Source organism: Actinoplanes sp. NPDC049681 (assembly GCF_044465265.1).
Taxonomy (GTDB): Bacteria; Actinomycetota; Actinomycetes; order Mycobacteriales; family Micromonosporaceae; genus Actinoplanes.
Genome location: NZ_JBITLP010000005.1, coordinates 97,252 through 115,042 on the forward strand (window position 1 = coordinate 97,252; position 17,791 = coordinate 115,042).

The window sequence follows — 17,791 nt, forward strand, 5'->3', positions numbered from 1 at the left end:
CCGTCACGATAGGTGACTGCGGCGCTGATCGGCAGTCGCCGGACGACCCGAAAGCGCGCGCTCGGGCCGCGGCGGCAGGGTGGCGGTGATCCAGCGGGATGGCGCCGGGTCCGCGCGCCTGGCCGCCGCGAGTCCGCGTCGCAGCGCGTCGCGCATGCGGGGGCCGAAGGGACGCTCGACGAACCGGTGCACCAGCCACGCGGGCAGCAGGACGAACGCGACCGCGCCCGCGACGAGCACCCCGACGGGAAGTCCGGTGTGCTCGTAGCCGTACCGGATCAGCACGTAGCCGATGCGCTGGTGCAGGAGGTAGAAGGGGAAGGTGAGGGCGCCCGCCACGGTGAGCCAGCGCCAGGTCAGGCGGTCGGTGCGGCCCAGGGCGATCAGCAGCAGGACGGCGTACGCCACCGTCATGATCAGCACCGCCGGCCAGAGCGGGACCTTCCAGCCGGGGTCGAGGCGTACCCGTTCGCCGAGGTTGTGCAGGTTGATCAGCCAGGAGAACCCGATGATGCCCCACAGCAGGGGGCTCGGCCCGAACCGGCGCATCAGGTACATGGTGATGCCGGCGACGAAGTACGGCGCGTAGTGCCGGACGGTCAGCATGGTGAAGACCGGGTTGTCGATCGCCGGGGCGATGGCCGAGGCCGTCATCCACACCGCGCAGAAGACGACGGTACGCCGATAGGTGACCCCGGGAACGACGACGAAGAGCGCGAACAGCAGATAGAACCGCAGCTCGCTCCAGAGTGTCCAGTACACGTTGTCCACCGCGGGGACGCCCAGCGGTTCCTGCAGCATCGTGAAGTTGACGCCGATCTGGGCGAGCGTGTGGCCCGAGGGGATCGGCAGGTAGCCGCGGATCGGGAAGAGGACGGCGACCGCCGCGGAGACCACGATGCCGGCCCAGTACGCCGGGTAGAGCCGCGCGGCCCGGGAGACGAAGAACTCGCCGAGGCTGCGGCCCCAGCCACTCATGCAGATCGCGAAGCCACTGATCATGAAGAACAGCTCCACGCCCAGGAACCCGTAGACGGTGACCCGGGTGGCGTTCGGCAGGAAGTACGACGGCAGGTGCTCGCCGTCGAGCTGCCAGAAGTTCGTGTAGTGGTAGACCGCGACGGCGATGGCGGCGATCAGGCGCAGGGCGTCCAGGGCGGCGAGCCTGCGCGGGGGTGCCTCCGGCACGTCGAAACCTCCTGATGGTGGGAAGACGCCGATCTTGGCCGGGTGCCGGTCGGGCGGCGGTGAAAGATCCTTTGACGAGCGCGTTATGTCTCCGCTGGCACACTCCCCCGCGTGCGAGTGCTGATGGCGGACGATGAGCGGCTTCTGGCGGACACCGTGGCGCAGGGGCTGCGGCGCCTCTCGATGGCCGTGGACGTGTGCTACGACGGTGACACCGCGTTCGAACGGATCAGCGTCAACCGCTACGACGTGGCGGTGCTCGACCGGGACATGCCCGGGCGCTCCGGCGACGACGTCTGCCGCTGGGTGGCCGGCGCCGAGGCGGTGGAGACGCGGATCCTGCTGTTGACCGCCGCGGCCGGCCTGCGGGACCGGGTGGAGGGCCTCGGGCTGGGCGCCGACGACTACCTGACCAAGCCCTTCGCCTTCGCCGAGCTCGCCGCGCGGGTGCAGGCGCTGGGCCGGCGCTCGACGCCCGCGGTCCCGCCGGTCCTGGAGCAGGAGGGCATCGTCCTCGACGTGGCCCGGCACGTGGCCACCCGCGACGGGCGGGTGCTGAACCTGACGAACAAGGAGTTCGCCGTGCTGCACGTGCTGCTGGCCGCCCGCGGCCGGGTGATCAGCGCGGAGGAGCTGCTCGAGCGGGCCTGGGACGAGAACACCGACCCGTTCACCCACGTCGTCCGCGTCACGGTGATGAACCTGCGCAAGAAGCTGGGCGAGCCCGGCGTCGTCCACACCGTCCACCGCTCCGGTTACCGGATCGGCGGCAGCCTCTGACCGTCGTCCAGCACGTCGCGGAACAGGTCACCGCGTTCCCGCAGCCGGGGCAGGATGGTGCGGACGGTGAATCCGTCCGGCCGCAGGCCCGGGTCGTCCAGCTCGTCCCAGTCGATCGGCGCCGACACCGGGGCACCGGCGGCCGGGCGCGGGCTGTACGGCGCGACGAGGGTCTTGTTGATCGCGTTCTGGGTGTAGTCGAGGCGCGCCAGCCCACCGCGGTCGCTCTTCTGCCACTTCCAGCTGACCAGCTCGGGCAGGACGGCGCCGACCGTACGCGACAGCTGCTCGACCCACGCCCGGGTCTCGCCGAAGCCCGGGCCCGGCGCGATCGGCACCCAGATCTGGATGCCCCGGCGGCCCGTGACCTTGGGCCGCGCGCGAACGCCGAGATGCTCGAACGCCGTGCGGTGCAGGCGGGCCAGCGCCAGCAGGTCGTCCCAGCCGGTCGTGTTCCCAGGATCAAGATCGATCAGCGCGTACGTCGGCAGCCGCGGCGCGTCGGTCCGCGAGGTCCACGGGTGCCACTCCAGCGCGCCGAAGTTCGCCGCCCAGACGAGGGCCGCCGGCTCGTCGACCACCAGATAGGTGCGCGTCTCGCCGGGGCCGGCGTCGGGGTTGTCCCAGCGCGGCAGCCACTCCGGCGCGTGAACTGGCACCTCCTTCTGCCAGAAGCCCTTGGTGCCGGCACCGTCCGGGTAGCGATGCAGGTTGAGGGCCCGCCCCCGCAGGTACGGCAGCAATGTCGGCGCGATCGTGGCGGTGTAGCGCAGGAACTCCCGCTTCGTGACCGGCTCCTCGCCCGGCCGGGCCGGGAACAGCACCTTGTCCAGGTTGGTCACCCGTAGCCGGCGGCCGAAGACGGTCCACGTGCCCGCCGAGCGGAAGGCGTCGAGCTCGGCCAGCTCGTCGTCCGTGACGGGCGCGGCCTTCAGCGTCACCGAGGCGCGTGCGGCCGGCGCGCCCGAGCGCCACAGCCGGTCGGGATCCGCCTTGACCTCGTCGTTGGTCCGGCCGCTCAGCACCGAGCGCGGGTGGGCCTCGGCGTCCCAGCCGCTCACCGCGTACTCGTCGCGCTTGTGCAGCAGCAGCCATTCCTCCTTGCCGGACGCCGCTGTCCGGGTGCGGACCAGCACGAACCGGCCGTGCAGCTTCTCGCCCTCGAGGTCGAAGTGCAGCTCGCCCGCGGCCACCTCGGCGGCCGGGTCGACGGTCCGGCCGGCGCGGCGGGCGTGCGGTTCCCACGTGCCCGCGTCCCAGACGATGACGTCGCCCCCGCCGTACTGCCCGGCCGGGATGACGCCCTCGAAGTCGAAGTACTCCAGCGGGTGGTCCTCGACGTGGAACGCGGCCCGGCGCACGGCGGGATCGAGCGTCGGGCCCTTGGGCACGGCCCAGCTGACCAGCACGCCGTCGATCTCCAGCCGGAAGTCGTAGTGCAGCCGGGTGGCCCGGTGCCGCTGCACCACGAACCGGCGGACCCCCTCGGCGGCGGGCAGCGGGCGCCCGGCGGGCTCCGGCGTCCGGGCGAAGTCCCGCTTGCGCCGGTATGTCGTGAGCGGATCGGCCGGCACGGTCAGGAGGCGCGCTTCCTCGCGGTGGTCTTCTTCGCCGCGGTGGTCTTCTTCCCCGTGGTGGCCTTCTTCGCCGCGGTGGTCTTCTTCCCCGTGGTGGCCTTCTTCGCCGCGGTGGCCTTCTTCGCCGCGGTGGCCTTCTTCGCCGTGGTGGCCTTCTTCGCCGCGGTGGCCTTCTTCTTGGGCGCGGCCTTCGTCGCGGGAGCCTTCGCGGACTTCTTGGCGGCCTCCACGCTGCGACGCAGCACCTCGAGCAGGTCCGTCACGTTCGTGGGCTCCGGCGCCTCCGCCGCGACGGTGACCTCCTTGCCCTTCTTCTTCGCCTCGATCAGCTCGTTGACCCGGTCGGTGTAGGTGTCGCGGTACTCCGACGGCTTCCACGGTCCGGACATCGAGTCGATGAGCTGGGCCGCCATGCTGAGCTCGGCGGGTTTGGCCTTCGCCTTGCCGGGGATCCGGTCCAGCTCGGCCTTCGGGTCGCGGACCTCGTCGGCGAAGTACATGGTCTGCAGCACGAGCAGGTCGCCGTCCGGGCGGATCGCCGCCAGGTACTCCTTGCCCCGCATCACCAGCGTGCCGATCGCCGCCCGGTTGGCGTCGCGCATCGCGTCCCGCAGCAGCGCGTACGTCTTCATGGTCTCGTCGCTGCCCGGCGCCAGGTAGTAGGTCTTCTGGTAGAAGATCGGGTCGATCTCGTCCAGGTCGACGAACCGGTGGATCTCGAGGCTGCGCGAGCGGCCCGGCGCCACCGAGTCGAGCTCGTCCTGGTCGAGCATGACCAGCTTCCCGCCGCCGACATCGGTGCCCTTGACGATGTCGTCGAACTCGACCTCTTTGCCGGTGCGCTCGTTGACCCGCTTGTAGCGGATCCGGTCCGCGGTGCCCTTCGCGAACTGGTGGAAGGACACCTCGTGCTCATGGGTGGCCGAGTAGAGCCCGACCGGCACGGAGACCAGGCCGAAGGTGATCGAGCCGGTCCAGATCGGGCGCGCCATGACCGCTGCCTCAGCGGCGCCCGAGCCGGCGCTCGCCCGAGGCACCCGGCTGGTAGCCGAGGCCGTAGTGGGCGTACACGGCGGGCTCGTCGGTGGCCGTCAGCTCGCCGTCGAGGTCGATCGAGGGCGCCTCGGTGGCCAGCTTCTTGTCGTAGCGGACCCGGACCGCCGAGGGGCTGACGGTCGCGCCGTCCACCGGCACGAACACGAGTTTGTGCCGCCCGATGAAGCCCACCTTCACGGTCACGAAGGCCGGCTCGTCGGTGGCGGTGTCGACGTAGACGGCCTCGAGCTCGCCGATCTTGTCGCCGGCCGGGTCGATCACCTTCTCGCCACGCCAGTCGCGCAGGTTCTCAGCGGGGAACATGCCCCTGTACCTTCCCGGACGCGGCCGGTCGAAACGGGCCCGGTTTGTGATCGGCGGCGCGGGGCACTCCCGGCCTATGTCGACCGTTCTCGATGACCCGCCGCTTCCCCGGCACCTACAGCTCGAGATCACCTCGGCGTGCAACCTGCGCTGCCTTATGTGCCTGGTGCGCTACCGCCCACCGGTCAACAAGCTGGCCGGGGCGATGCGGCCGGAGCTGTTCCACCGCGTCGTCGCCGAGGTGCCGGAGCTGCGGCGGCTCACGTTGCAGGGGCTGGGCGAGCCGTTGCTGTCGCCGTACCTGCCGGAGATGATCAGCACGGCCGTGGAGCGGGGCATCACGGTCGGCTTCAACACCAATGCCACCCTGCTCACCGCGCGCCGCGCCGCGGAGCTGGTCGAGAGCCGGGTGGACTGGCTGCACGTCTCCCTGGACGGTGCGCACGCCTCGGCGTACGAGAGGATCCGCGACGGCGCCGACTTCGAGACCGTGGTGCGGAACCTGGCCGGGCTCGTGGCGGCGAAGCGCGCCGCCGGCAGCGCGACGCCGTGGATCCGGGTCGTCTTCGTGGCGATGCGTGACACCATCGGCGAGCTGCCCGACCTCGTGCGGCTGCTCGGCGACATCGGCGTCGACGAGCTGCACGTGCAGAACCTCTCCCACAGCTTCTCCGACACGGACCCGGCCGGGCGGTACGAGGACATCCGCCGGTTCACCGCGGACCAGGCCCTCTGGACCGGCGCCGACGAGGAACGGGCCCGGCAGGTCTTCGCGGCCGCGTCCGAGGTGGCCCGGGAACGCGGGCTGAAGGTACGGCTGCCCACCCCCGGCGCCCCGGCCGACGGCCCCGGGACGAACCGGCGCGGCTGCTCCTGGCCGTGGGAGGCCGCGTACGTGACCAGCGCCGGCGTGCTCCAGCCGTGCTGCATGGTCATGGGCGACGACCGGGTGTCCCTGGGAAACCTCGCAGAGCAGACGTTCCCGGAGATCTGGCGGGGTCCGGCGTACCGGGACTTCCGGCGCCGCCTCGCGGGCGACGAGCCGCCTGAGGTCTGCCGCGGGTGCTCGCTCTATCAGCGCACGTTCTGACCCGGCGCAAGGGTCGGGACGTCCACCGGGATCGTCTCCGGGTACTTCAGGCCCGTACCCGTGTTCAGGACGACCACCCGCTCACCGCCGGCGATGAAACCCGCCTCGCGCAGCTGCCGGGCCGCGGCCAGGCAGGCCGCGCCCTCAGGGCAGATGAACGTGCCCTCGTCGCGGGCCAGCGTGCGCTGCTCGGCGAGCAGGGCGTCGTCGGTGACCGCGACGGCCGTGCCACCGGTCTCCCGGACCGCGCGCAGCACCAGGAAGTCGCCGAGCGCCTTGGGCACGGTGATGCCGAACGCGGCGGTGGCCGGGTCCGGGAAGGGCTCGCTGACCTCGGCACCGGCCTCGAAGGCCCGCACGATCGGGGCGCAGCCGGCCGCCTGCACCGCCACCAGCCGGGGCAGGCGCTCGCCGATCCAGCCCAGCTCCTGCATCTCCCGCAGCGCCTTGTGGATGCCGATCAGCCCGACGCCGCCGCCGGCCGGGTACAGGATCACGTCCGGAACCTGCCACCCGAGCTGCTCGGCGATCTCGTAGCCCATCGTCTTCTTGCCCTCGAGGCGGTACGGCTCCCGCAGCGTCGACACCTCCTGGTAGCCGCCGCGCTCGCGCACCGCCGCGGCGACCAGCCGGCCGGCGTCGCCGATCAGGCCGTCCACCAGGTAGAGCTCGGCGCCGGCCGCGACGCACTCCGTGCGGGTGATCGCGGGTGCCGCGACCGGCATGGCGATGAGGCAGGCCAGCCCCGCGCGGGCCGCGTAGACCGCCCAGGCGGCGCCGGCGTTGCCGTTGGTCGGCATCGCGACGCCCTTGACCCCCAGCTCCGCCGCCCGGGACACGCCGACGGCGGCGCCGCGCGCCTTGAAGGTCCCGGTCGGCGTCAGCCCCTCGTCCTTCATGAGCAGATCGGGTACGCCGATCCGCGCGCCGTACCGCGGCAGGGGCAGCAGCGGCGTCATGCCCTCACCGAGGGAGACGACGGACGCGGGGTCGCGTACGGGCAGCATCTCCCGGTAGCGCCAGAGGGTCGCGGGGCGGGCGGCCAGCGCCTCCCTGGTGAGGGTGCGGGCGGCGCGTTCGACGTCGTACCGGGCCAGCAGCGGCATTCCCGCCGCGCTCACGCCCTGCACGGCGTCGGCGTCGTACCGCTCGCCGGTGCGGGAGCATTCGAGGTGGCTGAGGGCGGACACGCTCATGTCCGCCCACCCTAGGTCAGTGGACCAACCGGTACCGCCCAGGCTGGTACGTGACGACCCCGGCGTCGTCCACCTCGTAGGTGCACGCCGGGTCGTCGCCGGTGACGCGCAGCCGGTGGGGGCCGAGCATCTGGTACGTCGACACCCCGGGAAGGACCGCGAGCGACGGCACGAGCACGCGCACGGTCGGCACGGTGACCGGGCCGGAGGCCGGGGTCAGCCCCAGCCGGCGCAACGCCCAGCCGAGCGAGGCGGGTGAGTCGCCGAGCCGCACCACCGCGGCGTCGGCGAGCCGCAGCGGGTCGTCGATACCGGGCGGGGGCTGGCCGCCGCGGCCGTGCGCGGCGAGGTCCCCGGTCTCCTCGGTGCGGCAGGACCACTCGTCGTCCTCCCGGCTCAGGTCCAGCGTGCGGGCCCACTGGGCGCCCCGGCACGTCACCGTCAGCCGGCGCACCGCCCCGGTCCCGTCGAAGTCGGCATGCCACTGCGAGGCGTACGCCACGGGGCCGGCGATCACGGCCGTACCCTCGGCCGACGCCCGGGAGGGGAACACCAGCTCGGTGCCCACCGTGTCGGTGCGCTGCCAGGCCAGGTGCGCCGCCGGAGCCGGTGGCGCGGGAGGTGCCGGGGCCTTCCGCGGCGCCAGCAGCTCGGCGGGCCCGGCGGTCACCGTGATCCTCCGTCCGCCTCGGCGGGCGGTCCGGCGTGCCGGTGCCGGCGTCCCTGGGTCAGCCCGGCGGCGATGGCCTCGACGGTCTGTTCCAGGTAGTTGAAGTCGGGGACGGCGACCGCTTCGGCGCGGGCGTGCAGCGTGCCCGGGGTGACGGTGTCGTCGATGCGGGCGACGTGGTGTTCACCGTTGCTGTCCATTGCTGCTCCCCTCGTACGCTCACTTGCAATGCATAGAACCATCTTTGCACTGTGCAAGCTTTCTTGCCAGGAGGATGCGCGAACGAGCCGTGCCGGAGGTCAGGCCGAGACCTGCTCGCCCGGGTCGTCGTCGCGGTGCGCTGCCCAGCCCAGCCACCAGTCCGGCTCGGAGGCCTCCCCCGCGGCGTCGGCGAACGCGCTCAGCGCCTCGATCACCGCCGGCTGCCACAGGCCCTCGGTCTCGGCGACCAGCCGCTCCAGCTCCGTACGCCGGCGCATCAGCACCCGCTCGACGATGTCGTGCCCGGCCGGCGTCAGACGTACCCGGACCACCCGGCGGTCCGACGCCGACCGCATCCGGCGCACCAGCCCCTTGCGGATGAGCCGGTCCAGCATCCGCGTGCCGGTGGACGGGTTCACCCCCAGCTCCTCGGCGATGTCGATGCTGCGCTGCGCACCGCGCACGGCCAGCACCACGAGTGCCCGGAACTGCGGCAGGGTGACGTCGTTCTCCACGGCGGCCAGCGAGCGCGCGGTCATGCCGACGAAGGCACGACTGGCCCGCATGAGCGCCTGCACGGTGGCGTCGCCGGGAGCCCCGGAAGATGGTTGCATAGGGACATAATTGCACGATGGCGGATCGATGCGCCCGCCTGCTCCCCCGCCCCTACTCCTCGGCGCCGACACCGCGGTACGTCCGGCGCAGCACCTGAGCCGCGGTCCGGCCGTGCAGCGGCTTGCAGAAGTGGAAGCCCTGGCCGAAGCCGCAGCCCATCGCGGCCAGGATGCGGGCCTGGTCGGCGGTCTCGATGCCCTCCGCGACGACGCTCATCCGGAACGCCATGCCCAGCCGCACCACCGCCTCCGCGACCGTACGGGCCTGCGGATCGTCCGCGATGCCGGTGACGAACGAGCGGTCGATCTTCAGCACGTCGACCGGGAGGCGGCGCAGGTAGCTCAGGGCCGAGTAGCCGGTGCCGAAGTCGTCGACGGCGATGCTGATGCCCAGCCGGCGCAGGCTTTCCAGGCGGGCGACGACCTGCGAGTCCGGTTCCAGGATGACGCCCTCGGTCAGCTCGAGCACCAGGCGGTTCGCCGGGAAGCCGGTCTCCGTCAGGATGTTGCGGATCGTGTCGACCAGGGCGGGCTGATGCACCTGCGCCGGCGACAGGTTGACGCTGAGGCGCATGTGCTCGGTGCCCGGGACGGTGGCGCGCCAGCGGGCGGCCTCGTGGCAGGCCTCGCGCAGCACCCACTCCCCGAGCGGCACGATCGCGCCGGTCTCCTCCGCGAGCTCGATGAACTCGGCGGGCATGAGCAGGCCCCGCTGGGCGTGACGCCAGCGGACCAGCGCCTCCACGGCCACGACCGCGCCGGTGGCCAGATCGACGGCGGGCTGGAAGAGCACGACGAGGTCGCCGTCGTCGATCGCCCGGCGCAGCTCGGCGTCGCGGGCGCGGGTGTCGAGCTCCGGCGTGAACATCGCGTAGCGATCGCGGCCGGCGCGCTTGGCCGCGTACATGGCGGCGTCGGCGTGCTGCATGAGCGGGTCGCCCTCGGGCGTGAGCTCGTCGCGGACGGCGACGCCGATGCTGGCGCTCGTCTCCAGCAGGTAGTCGCCGAAGATCACCGGGGTGTGCAGGGCCTCGACGAGGCGCTCGGCGATGCGGGCGGCGGCGGCACGGTCGGGCAGGTTGTGCAGGATGACGGCGAACTCGTCGCCGCCGAGGCGCCCGGCGGTGTCCCCGGCGCGCAGCACCGAGCGCACGGCGGCGGACGCGGCGGAGAGCACCGCGTCGCCGGCGTTGTGGCCGTACCGGTCGTTGACCGGCTTGAAGCGGTCCAGGTCGATGACCATCACGGCGGCGTGCCGGCCCTCGTCCAGCGGCTGGGCGGAGAGCTCGGCCAGGCGCTCGGCGACCAGGGTGCGGTTGGCCAGGCCGGTGAGCGGGTCGGTGAACGCGAGCTGCCGGTTCTCCCGCAGCGCGTACATCTGCCGGGCGACGATCAGGGTGGTGAGCAGCACGGCCCCGGCGATCATGCCGCCGAACGGGTACATCCCCTGCTCCCGGGCGAGGGCGCCGAACAGGCCGTAAGCCAGGGCGATCGCACCGTACGGGAGCCAGTTGATCGTCGTCCGCGACCCGGCACCGCGCCCACCGGCGGCCCGGGCGGTCCGGTACTGCCGGTGCGCGGAGAGAATGAACATGAAGCAGCCGGCCAGCCAGAACAGGTCGGGCCAGGTGCCGCCGACGAAGCCGGCGTGCAGCTGGATCCAGCCGTAGTAGAGGTCCGCGACGACGTAGACGGCGACCCCGCAGGCCAGCAGCCGGATCGGCGCCCGCGTCGCGGCCGAGCGCCGGAGCAGCACCGTCGCCAGGGCCACGATCAGCACCAGGTCCCCCACCGGCAGTGCGGCCGAGTAGAAGACCTGCTCGAACGAGGCGCCCTCGCTGCACACCATCGGGCCGAGCACCAAGTACCACACCACCATGAAGGTGCTGGCCCCCACGATCAGCGAGTCGAGCGCCAGCTTGATCTTGTCGCGCCGGTGCCGGTGCACGCCCGGGAGCAGTAGCAGCCCGATGAACAGGAACGGCACGAAGGCCAGGAACCAGTAGTCGGCGAACGACGGATACGTGTCCGAGTGCAGGATCACGTCCCCGACGAACCACGACGCGTGCGCGACGAACTGGCAGAAGAAGGCGGCGGTGATGAAGCGCCAGGCCCGCCGCGCCCGGGCGTCGAGCCCGCCGCGCCGCACGACCCGCAGGCCCAGCACCGTGGAGAGCAGCGCGAGCGGCGGATACATGCCGTCGGTGACGTACGCCCGCAGCGTCTCGCCGCCCCACCCGCCGACGTACCAGACGAGGAAAGCCGCCAGCAGCACACCGCTGCCCGCGACGGCCGCATCGGCCACGCGGTCCCCGAGCTCGCGCCTGTTCATCACGCAGGACCATCGACCGTGACGCAGGTCTCTTGAGAAAATAGTCGTTTATCGATCCGGCCGGTGCGGTAGTTCCCGGGGCATGACGACGCAGCAGGCCTCCCGCCGGGAGAAGACGTTCTTCGGCCAGCCGCCGGTCCTTGCCAACCTTTTCGGCGTCGAGCTGTGGGAGCGGTTCTCCTTCTACGGCATGCAGGGCATCCTGCTGATCTACCTCTACTACGGCGCCGACAAGGGCGGGCTCGGGCTCCCCGAGGCGACCGCGACCAGCATCGTCGGCGCGTACGGCGGGGCGGTCTACCTCTCGACCATCCTCGGCGCCTGGGTGGCCGACCGCCTGCTCGGCCCCGAGCGGGTGCTGTTCCTCAGCGCCATCCTGGTGATGGCCGGGCACATCAGCCTTGCGGTGCTGCCCGGACTGACCGGCGTCACGGCCGGCCTGATCCTCATCGCCGTCGGCAGCGGCGGCGTCAAGGCCAACGCGACGTCGCTGGTCGGGACGCTCTACGACGAGCACGACGAGCGCCGCGACGCGGGGTTCTCCCTGTTCTACCTGGGCATCAACCTGGGCGCGCTGGTCGGGCCGCTGCTCACCGGCCTGCTGCAGAAGAACTGGGGCTTCCACTGGGGCTTCGGCCTCGCCGCCCTCGGCATGGCGGCCGGTCTCACCCAGTACGCGCTGGGCCGCAAGCGGCTCACCGGCGCGGCGCGGGTCGTGCGGAACCCGCTGCCCCGGCACCGCCTCGTGCCGGTCGCCCTCATCGTCGCCGCGGCGGCCCTGCTGGTCGTCGTCCTGGCCGTGACCGGCGTGCTGCGGGCCTCGTACCTGTCGACCGTGGTGGTGGTGCTGAGCGTGGTGGCGGCCGTCGCCTATTTCGTGGTGATCCTGAGCAGCCACAAGATCACCCGGGTGGAGCGCCGCCGGGTGTACGCGTTCATCCCCCTGTTCGTCACCAGCGCCGTGTTCTGGTCGCTGTACCAGCAGCAGTTCACCGTCGTGACGATCTACTCGGACCAGCGGCTGGACCGTGACCTGTTCGGCTGGGAGATGCCCGTCTCCTGGGTCCAGTCGATCAATCCCGTCTTCATCATCATCCTGTCCGGGGTCTTCGCCGCCCTCTGGACCCGGCTCGGCCCGCGCCAGCCGTCCACCCCGGTCAAGTTCGCGCTCGGCACCGTGATCATGGGCGTGGCCTTCCTGCTCTTCCTCCCCCTGGCCGGCGGCGGCCCGAACAGCACGCCGCTGCTCGCCCTCGCCGGGATCCTCCTGGTGTTCACGGTGGCGGAGCTGCTGCTGTCGCCGGTGGGCCTGTCGCTGGCCACCAAACTGGCGCCGACGGCCTTCCACACCCAGATGGTGGCCCTGTTCTTCCTCTCGGTCGCCCTGGGCACGGCCGCCTCGGGCACGCTGGCGAACTACTACAGCGAGGCGCACGAGACGGCGTACTTCGGGATCCTCGGCCTGGTCGCCATCGCCGCCGGCGCCGCGCTGTGGCTCGCCGCGAAGCCCATCGCCCGGCTGATGAGCGGGGTGCGCTGACCCGGGCTCAGGCTCCCCGGGACGATCCGCGAAAATGGGTGCGATCGTACGAGCACGGAAGTTGGGGATCGTGGCAGAAGCAGCAGGAGCCGTCGACTGGGTGAGCCGGTTCGCCGACGAGGTGATCGCCGAGGCGCAGCGCCGCTCGCCGGGGCAACCTGTGGTGTGCGCGTCCGGGCTCAGCCCGTCCGGGCCGATCCACCTGGGCAACCTGCGTGAGGTGATGACGCCGCACCTGGTCGCCGACGAGATCCGGCGGCGGGGGCACGAGGTGGTGCACCTGATCTCGTGGGACGACTACGACCGGTTCCGCAAGGTGCCGGCCGGCATCGACGCGTCGTGGGCCGAGCACATCGGCAAGCCGCTGACCGCCGTGCCCGCCCCGCCGGGCAGCCGCTTCCCCAACTGGGCGGAGCACTTCAAGGCCGCGATGATCGACTCGCTGGCCGAGCTCGGCGTCGAGTATCGCGGCATCTCCCAGACCGAGATGTACACCTCGGGCGCGTACAGGGAGCAGATCCTGCTGGCGATGCGCGAGCGCGCCCGCATCGACGCGATCCTCGACCGCTACCGCACCAAGGGCCGCACCGCCACGCCGAAGGCGAACGCCAAGCTCGACGAGGCCGACGCCGCTGCGGCCGCCGAGGCGGCCGAGGGCTCCGGCGCCGCGGACGAGGACGACGGTACGGCGAGCACCGGCTACTACCCGTACAAGCCGTACTGCGGCGGGTGCGGCAAGGACACCACGACGGTCACCGGGTACGACGACGCGACGACCGCGATGACGTACCTGTGCGCTTGCGGGTTCACCGAGACGGTGCTGCTCAGCGAGTTCAACCGGGGCAAGCTGGTGTGGAAGGTCGACTGGCCGATGCGGTGGGCGTACGAGGGCGTGCACTTCGAGCCCTCGGGCGTGGACCACTCCTCCCCGGGCTCCTCGTTCGTCGTCGGCGGCCAGATCGTCCAGGAGGTCTTCGGCGGCGTGCAGCCGATCGGCCCCATGTACGCGTTCGTCGGCATCAGCGGCATGGCCAAGATGTCCAGCTCCCGCGGCGCGGTCCCGACCCCGGCGGACGCGCTCGCCATCATGGAGGCGCCGCTGCTGCGCTGGATGTACGCACGCCGCCGCCCCAACCAGTCCTTCAAGGTCGCCTTCGACGCCGAGATCCAGCGCCTCTACGACGAGTGGGACGCGCTCGAGGCCAAGATCGAGGTCGGTACGGCCGCACCCGCCGACGACTCCGCCCACGACCGGGCGGTGCGTACGGCGTCGGTCACGCTGCCCCGGACCCCCGTGCCGGTCGCGTACCGCACCCTCGCCTCGATCGTCGACATCACCACCGGCCACGACGAGCAGACCCTGCGCATCCTGAGGGACCTCGACCCCCGCCGCCCGGTCACCGACCTGGCCCAGGTGCGCCCCCGCCTCGACCGCGCACAGGCGTGGGTCATGACGCAACTTCCCGCGGAGGCCCGCACCCAGGTCCGCACCGAGCCGGACAAGGAGCTCCTGGCGTCCCTCGACGACGACCAGCGCGAATCCCTGCGGCTGCTGGCGGCGGGCCTGGACGAGAACTGGTCGCTCGACGGCCTGACGACGCTCGTGTACGGCGTACCGAAGGTCATGGCCGGCCTGCCGCCGGACACCAAGCCGACCGCGGAGCTGAAGGTCGCGCAGCGGTCGTTCTTCGTGCTGGTCTACCGGCTGCTGATCGGCAAGGAGACCGGCCCCCGCCTGCCCACGCTGCTGCTGGCGGTCGGCGCCGACCGCATCCGCACGCTGATCGGCGCCTGACCCACCGCGAACCGGGCGGCGGACGCCGAACCGCCGCCCGGAGGAGCCCACGGCCGGCCCGCCGTGGCGATCGACAAAGACCGGTAGGCCGGTATCCACTTGCGGTCGAACGCGGGCCACCATACTGTTCGATCATATTGTTGCGACCGCGTCCGCGACCTCGGTAAAGCGTTGCAGCGGGCGCCTCGATCTCATTCCGCTTCACTCATTCCGGCGGCGATCAATGATCACCGAATCTTGAGACCATAAAGAGCCGGATCGCGATGCGTCCGGCGGCTCACCGGGGAGGCGGATTTCGATGACGCTCGAACAGCTGATGGACAAGCCGGCGTTGAAGAACACGCGGACCATCGCCGCGACGATCAATTCCTTCGTCCTTCTGGGTTCGATTGCCGCCGGCGTTCTGCTCACCCTGATCGTGAACGTCAGGGTCAGCCCGGCGCTCGTCGCTCCGGCATCGATATCGGTCCTCGCCGTGGTCTTCTGCGGGGCCGCCTACCTGCATCGCACGCTGCGCTCCTCCAATCCGACCGCTTATCGGATACGGCGGCTCGAGGGCCGCCTGACCGTCGAACCGCTCGGCGACCACCGTCGCTACCACTACCAGCGTTTCCAGACCGTCGAAGCGACGCGGGACGACGTGCGGCTCGTCGAGCTGAGGGAACATTGGACGGGCAAGGGAAGTCGCGACTCCTTGACCGTCACGTGCGTGAAGCCCGCCGATGGGGTGCTTCTGGACGGAAAAGTTCCGGAGGAGGACGGCCGGGTACATCGCTGGGTGTATCCGACCCGGCCACTGGGCCGCGGTGAAACCCTCGACGTCGAGGTACACCAGACCCATATCGACGATGTCGAGACGCAGCGACCCTATTTTCGGCAGGGCGGCGGAAGGTACGACACCGACGCGATACGCGTCCAGGTCAGTTTCCCGGCCGGCTACGAACCCACCGACATACGCGGCGGCGTCTGGAACACCGGGCGCCCGCTGCTGCACAACCAACTCATCCGCACGATGGATTGCGCTCGTACGGAGGACCGGGCGGCCGGATCTGTCACGTACTCCGTCGAGGCGCAGCGCACCCCGCATCACCACTCGGTCGGACTCTTCTGGACGTGGCCCCCGTCGACGAGCCCGCAAGGCCGACCTTCCGCGATCCCGGCGGTCACCACCTGACCGGGCGCAGAAAGGTGCGCCACTGTCTCGCTTTACCGCGGAATGGCCCGAGGTCGAGAATGAGCACAGAGGCGCCACCCCGCTCAGTCGCCTCCCATAGGGCACACTCCTACAATTCCTCGCCGTCAAGATCGTCCCGATCCTATAGCACTTCCTGCCATGGACCGGCGTTGTCCCGCGCCGCGCCCGGCCCGGGCCACGGCGCTGTTCGTACGTGGCGGACCGGGCTCCGAAGAGCCGCTCAGCCGCCCTGGCTGGCCAGGAACGCGATCAGGACGATCAGAGCGAGCGGGATGGCCAGCCCGATGATCGTCATGGGCCGCTGCAGCAGACGCGGCCCCGGATCCATCGGCGGCCGGCTCGGGCCGAACGGGTTGGGCTGCGGCGCGGACAGGCCGGCGACCTTGCCCCGGCGGACCAGGTTCAGCAGCACGGTGATGGGCGTGATGAGGAACGACGCCCAGCCGTACCAGCCCTGCACCAGGGTGCGGGAGGTCATCGACCGGAACGTGGCCAGCCCGCAGTCCCGGCAGAACGGCCCCGGCATGCTCAGGAACCGCATGACGATGACGAACCCCTGATGCCCGCGGAACGTCGTCCGCACCGCGGGCACGCTCCCGCACATCCGGCACGAGACCACGGCAAAGCCTCCGGCCTGGCCCGCCGCCCCATGGCCCGGCTGCGCGGGAACGGGAACGGAGTAGGGCGCGGCATGGTGCGACTGAGCCGGTGCACCATAGGGCGCTTCGGCCTGCGGCGCCGCGCCGAACGAGGACGGCGCCCCGTAGGGAAGCTCCGCGGACGGCGGACCGGGCTGCTGGGGGTAGGACACGACGAAACTCACCTCGGTGCTGGGGGCTGAACGAGCCGCGCCAGGCTACTGGTTCGACCCACATCTTCGCTGCCCCGCCGGAACCCCTGAGAGGATGCCGCGGTGACGATCGCCCACGTCCTCATGCACAGCCCCCTGGTAGGACCGTCGACCTGGGCGCCGGTAGCCCAGCGCCTTCCCCACGCCCTGGTGCCGTCTTTCCTGCACCTCGCCGACGCGCAACCACCGTTCTGGCCGCACGTCGCAGGCACCGTGGCCGCCGCGGCCGCCGCCCTTCCGCCGGCCACCGAGGTGGTGCTGGTGGCCCACAGCAACGCAGGCCGTTTCCTGCCGGTCGTGGTCGACGCGATCAACCGCCCGGTGCGAGGCTGCATCTTCGTCGACGCCTCCCTGCCCGCTCGCGAAGGACCGACCGACGCCGTCAAACCGGCACTGCTCGAGCTGGTCCGCCGCAAGGCGCAGGGCGGCCGACTGCCGCCCTGGTGGCAGTGGTGGGACGAGGCCGACATCGCCGGGCTCTTCCCGGACCCCGCCACCATGCGAGCGATCTGCGACGAACAGCCCCGGCTGCCGCTCTCGTTCTTCGAGGAGCGCATCCCGGTGCCGGCCGGCTGGGACGACCGGCGGTGCAGCTACCTGATGTTCGGCTCCGGCGCCGACGACGACAAGGCGGCCGAAGCCCGCGACCGAGGCTGGCGGGTCGACCACCTGACCGGATCCCACCTGCACCAGCTCGTCGACCCCGACGCCGTCGCCGCCACGATCCAGACCCTGGCCTGACCCGGCGATGCCGCCCCTACTTGCAGGCCTCGGTCATCTTGACACTCGCATCGGTGAACGCACCGGCGTCCGGCACCTGCCCGTCACCCGAGCTGAGCGTCGTCCCGAACTTCTCCATCACGTCGGCCAGAGCGTCCGCGGTGCTCTCCACATCCCCACCGGCCTTCTTGCCCTCAGCCCGCACGTTGGCCGCCCCGTCGGCGTACGTCTTGGCGAGCCCCTTCGGGTCGGAGATCTGCTGCATCCCCTTGCTCGAAATACTCGTCAGCTCCTTGCTGATAGCCGCACACGCCGCCTTGTCGTCACTCCCGCCCAACCCGCAGCCCCCGGCGCCCGCGACTGCGGCAAGCACGACGGTCCCCACAGCGATCTTGAATGCGCGCACAGTCTCTCCCCGTGATCATGGTGAATGTCCGACCCGGCACCGTACCAACGCCATACGACCCCGCCCCGCGGCCAGCCCGACCGACGGACGAACCCCGACCCCAGCGCGGCAGCCAGACCACAAACCGCAAGGTGAGCGGCAAGCTCAACCCCGCACGAGGCAGCGAGCGCCGCCCAACGAACCCGGAGCGAAAATCATGCAAGGTGGGGGGGGGGGGGGGGGGGGGGGCGCGCGGGCGGGCGGCCCCCCCCCCCCGCGGGGCCGCCGCCCCGCCCCCC

General features: G+C 71.6%; 17 protein-coding genes. 6 read left to right on the plus strand and 11 right to left on the minus strand.

Annotated features, from left to right (window positions below):
- Positions 1 to 3 precede the first annotated feature (3 nt).
- On the minus strand, positions 4 to 1,188 hold the full coding sequence (locus tag ACIBO8_RS18800) for an acyltransferase family protein (RefSeq protein WP_396116507.1): 1,185 nt from the start codon (positions 1,186 to 1,188) through the stop codon (positions 4 to 6).
- 111 nt (positions 1,189 to 1,299) lie between these two features.
- Between ACIBO8_RS18800 and ACIBO8_RS18805 the strand changes: the two genes are divergently transcribed.
- On the plus strand, positions 1,300 to 1,968 hold the full coding sequence (locus ACIBO8_RS18805; RefSeq protein WP_396116508.1) for a response regulator transcription factor: 669 nt from the start codon (positions 1,300 to 1,302) through the stop codon (positions 1,966 to 1,968).
- Here the strand turns inward: ACIBO8_RS18805 and ACIBO8_RS18810 are convergent.
- From ACIBO8_RS18810 to ACIBO8_RS18820, 3 genes are read right to left on the minus strand one after another with little or no spacing between them, the layout of a single operon-like run.
- On the minus strand, positions 1,944 to 3,542 hold the full coding sequence (locus ACIBO8_RS18810; protein ID WP_396116509.1) for a DNA polymerase ligase N-terminal domain-containing protein: 1,599 nt from the start codon (positions 3,540 to 3,542) through the stop codon (positions 1,944 to 1,946). The two genes, ACIBO8_RS18805 and ACIBO8_RS18810, sit on opposite strands and share 25 nt — an antisense overlap.
- Before the next feature lie 2 nt (positions 3,543 to 3,544).
- A complete protein-coding gene (locus ACIBO8_RS18815) occupies positions 3,545 to 4,537 on the minus strand; it encodes a Ku protein (protein WP_396116510.1) in 993 nt (330 codons plus the stop codon).
- 10 nt (positions 4,538 to 4,547) lie between these two features.
- The gene (locus tag ACIBO8_RS18820) at positions 4,548 to 4,904 is read right to left on the minus strand and encodes a PRC-barrel domain-containing protein (protein ID WP_396116511.1); all 357 of its coding nucleotides are present in this window, start codon (positions 4,902 to 4,904) and stop codon (positions 4,548 to 4,550) included.
- A gap of 76 nt (positions 4,905 to 4,980) precedes the next feature.
- Between ACIBO8_RS18820 and ACIBO8_RS18825 the strand changes: the two genes are divergently transcribed.
- On the plus strand, positions 4,981 to 5,994 hold the full coding sequence (locus tag ACIBO8_RS18825; RefSeq protein WP_396116512.1) for a radical SAM protein: 1,014 nt from the start codon (positions 4,981 to 4,983) through the stop codon (positions 5,992 to 5,994).
- On the opposite strand, the gene ACIBO8_RS18830 is transcribed toward ACIBO8_RS18825, so the two are convergent.
- The 5 genes from ACIBO8_RS18830 to ACIBO8_RS18850 form a co-directional block, all read right to left on the minus strand.
- A complete protein-coding gene (locus tag ACIBO8_RS18830) occupies positions 5,979 to 7,190 on the minus strand; it encodes a threonine synthase (protein ID WP_396116513.1) in 1,212 nt (403 codons plus the stop codon). The two genes, ACIBO8_RS18825 and ACIBO8_RS18830, sit on opposite strands and share 16 nt — an antisense overlap.
- Positions 7,191 to 7,206: 16 nt before the next feature.
- Entirely contained in the window at positions 7,207 to 7,860 is a 654-nt protein-coding gene (locus ACIBO8_RS18835; protein ID WP_396116514.1) for a putative glycolipid-binding domain-containing protein, read from the minus strand.
- Positions 7,857 to 8,060 (minus strand): hypothetical protein, encoded by a 204-nt coding sequence (locus ACIBO8_RS18840; protein WP_396116515.1) that lies wholly within the window; start codon positions 8,058 to 8,060, stop codon positions 7,857 to 7,859. Before ACIBO8_RS18840 ends, ACIBO8_RS18835 begins: the two co-directional genes overlap by 4 nt.
- 99 nt (positions 8,061 to 8,159) lie before the next feature.
- On the minus strand, positions 8,160 to 8,675 hold the full coding sequence (locus ACIBO8_RS18845; protein WP_396116516.1) for a MarR family winged helix-turn-helix transcriptional regulator: 516 nt from the start codon (positions 8,673 to 8,675) through the stop codon (positions 8,160 to 8,162).
- Positions 8,676 to 8,727: 52 nt separating this feature from the next.
- On the minus strand, positions 8,728 to 11,007 hold the full coding sequence (locus ACIBO8_RS18850; RefSeq protein WP_396116517.1) for a putative bifunctional diguanylate cyclase/phosphodiesterase: 2,280 nt from the start codon (positions 11,005 to 11,007) through the stop codon (positions 8,728 to 8,730).
- A gap of 82 nt (positions 11,008 to 11,089) precedes the next feature.
- Here ACIBO8_RS18850 and ACIBO8_RS18855 point away from each other — a divergent pair, with 82 nt between their 5' ends.
- From ACIBO8_RS18855 to ACIBO8_RS18865, 3 genes are all read left to right on the plus strand, one after another.
- Positions 11,090 to 12,547, plus strand: a complete 1,458-nt coding sequence (locus ACIBO8_RS18855; protein ID WP_396116518.1) for a peptide MFS transporter — start codon at positions 11,090 to 11,092, stop codon at positions 12,545 to 12,547.
- A gap of 70 nt (positions 12,548 to 12,617) precedes the next feature.
- Positions 12,618 to 14,342, plus strand: a complete 1,725-nt coding sequence (gene lysS, locus ACIBO8_RS18860) for a lysine--tRNA ligase (RefSeq protein ID WP_396116519.1) — start codon at positions 12,618 to 12,620, stop codon at positions 14,340 to 14,342.
- A gap of 298 nt (positions 14,343 to 14,640) precedes the next feature.
- Positions 14,641 to 15,516 (plus strand): hypothetical protein, encoded by an 876-nt coding sequence (locus ACIBO8_RS18865; protein ID WP_396116520.1) that lies wholly within the window; start codon positions 14,641 to 14,643, stop codon positions 15,514 to 15,516.
- A 241-nt stretch (positions 15,517 to 15,757) separates the two neighbouring features.
- Here the strand turns inward: ACIBO8_RS18865 and ACIBO8_RS18870 are convergent, their stop codons facing one another.
- Positions 15,758 to 16,120: a hypothetical protein gene (locus tag ACIBO8_RS18870; protein ID WP_396116521.1), complete on the minus strand. Its 363-nt coding sequence runs from the start codon at positions 16,118 to 16,120 to the stop codon at positions 15,758 to 15,760.
- Between the two features lie 330 nt (positions 16,121 to 16,450).
- Here ACIBO8_RS18870 and ACIBO8_RS18875 point away from each other — a divergent pair, with 330 nt between their 5' ends.
- Positions 16,451 to 17,128, plus strand: coding sequence for an alpha/beta hydrolase (locus ACIBO8_RS18875; RefSeq protein ID WP_396116522.1), 678 nt, complete (start codon positions 16,451 to 16,453; stop codon positions 17,126 to 17,128).
- Positions 17,129 to 17,144: 16 nt separating this feature from the next.
- On the opposite strand, the gene ACIBO8_RS18880 is transcribed toward ACIBO8_RS18875, so the two are convergent.
- Positions 17,145 to 17,513: a hypothetical protein gene (locus ACIBO8_RS18880; RefSeq protein ID WP_396116523.1), complete on the minus strand. Its 369-nt coding sequence runs from the start codon at positions 17,511 to 17,513 to the stop codon at positions 17,145 to 17,147.
- Positions 17,514 to 17,791 lie beyond the last annotated feature (278 nt).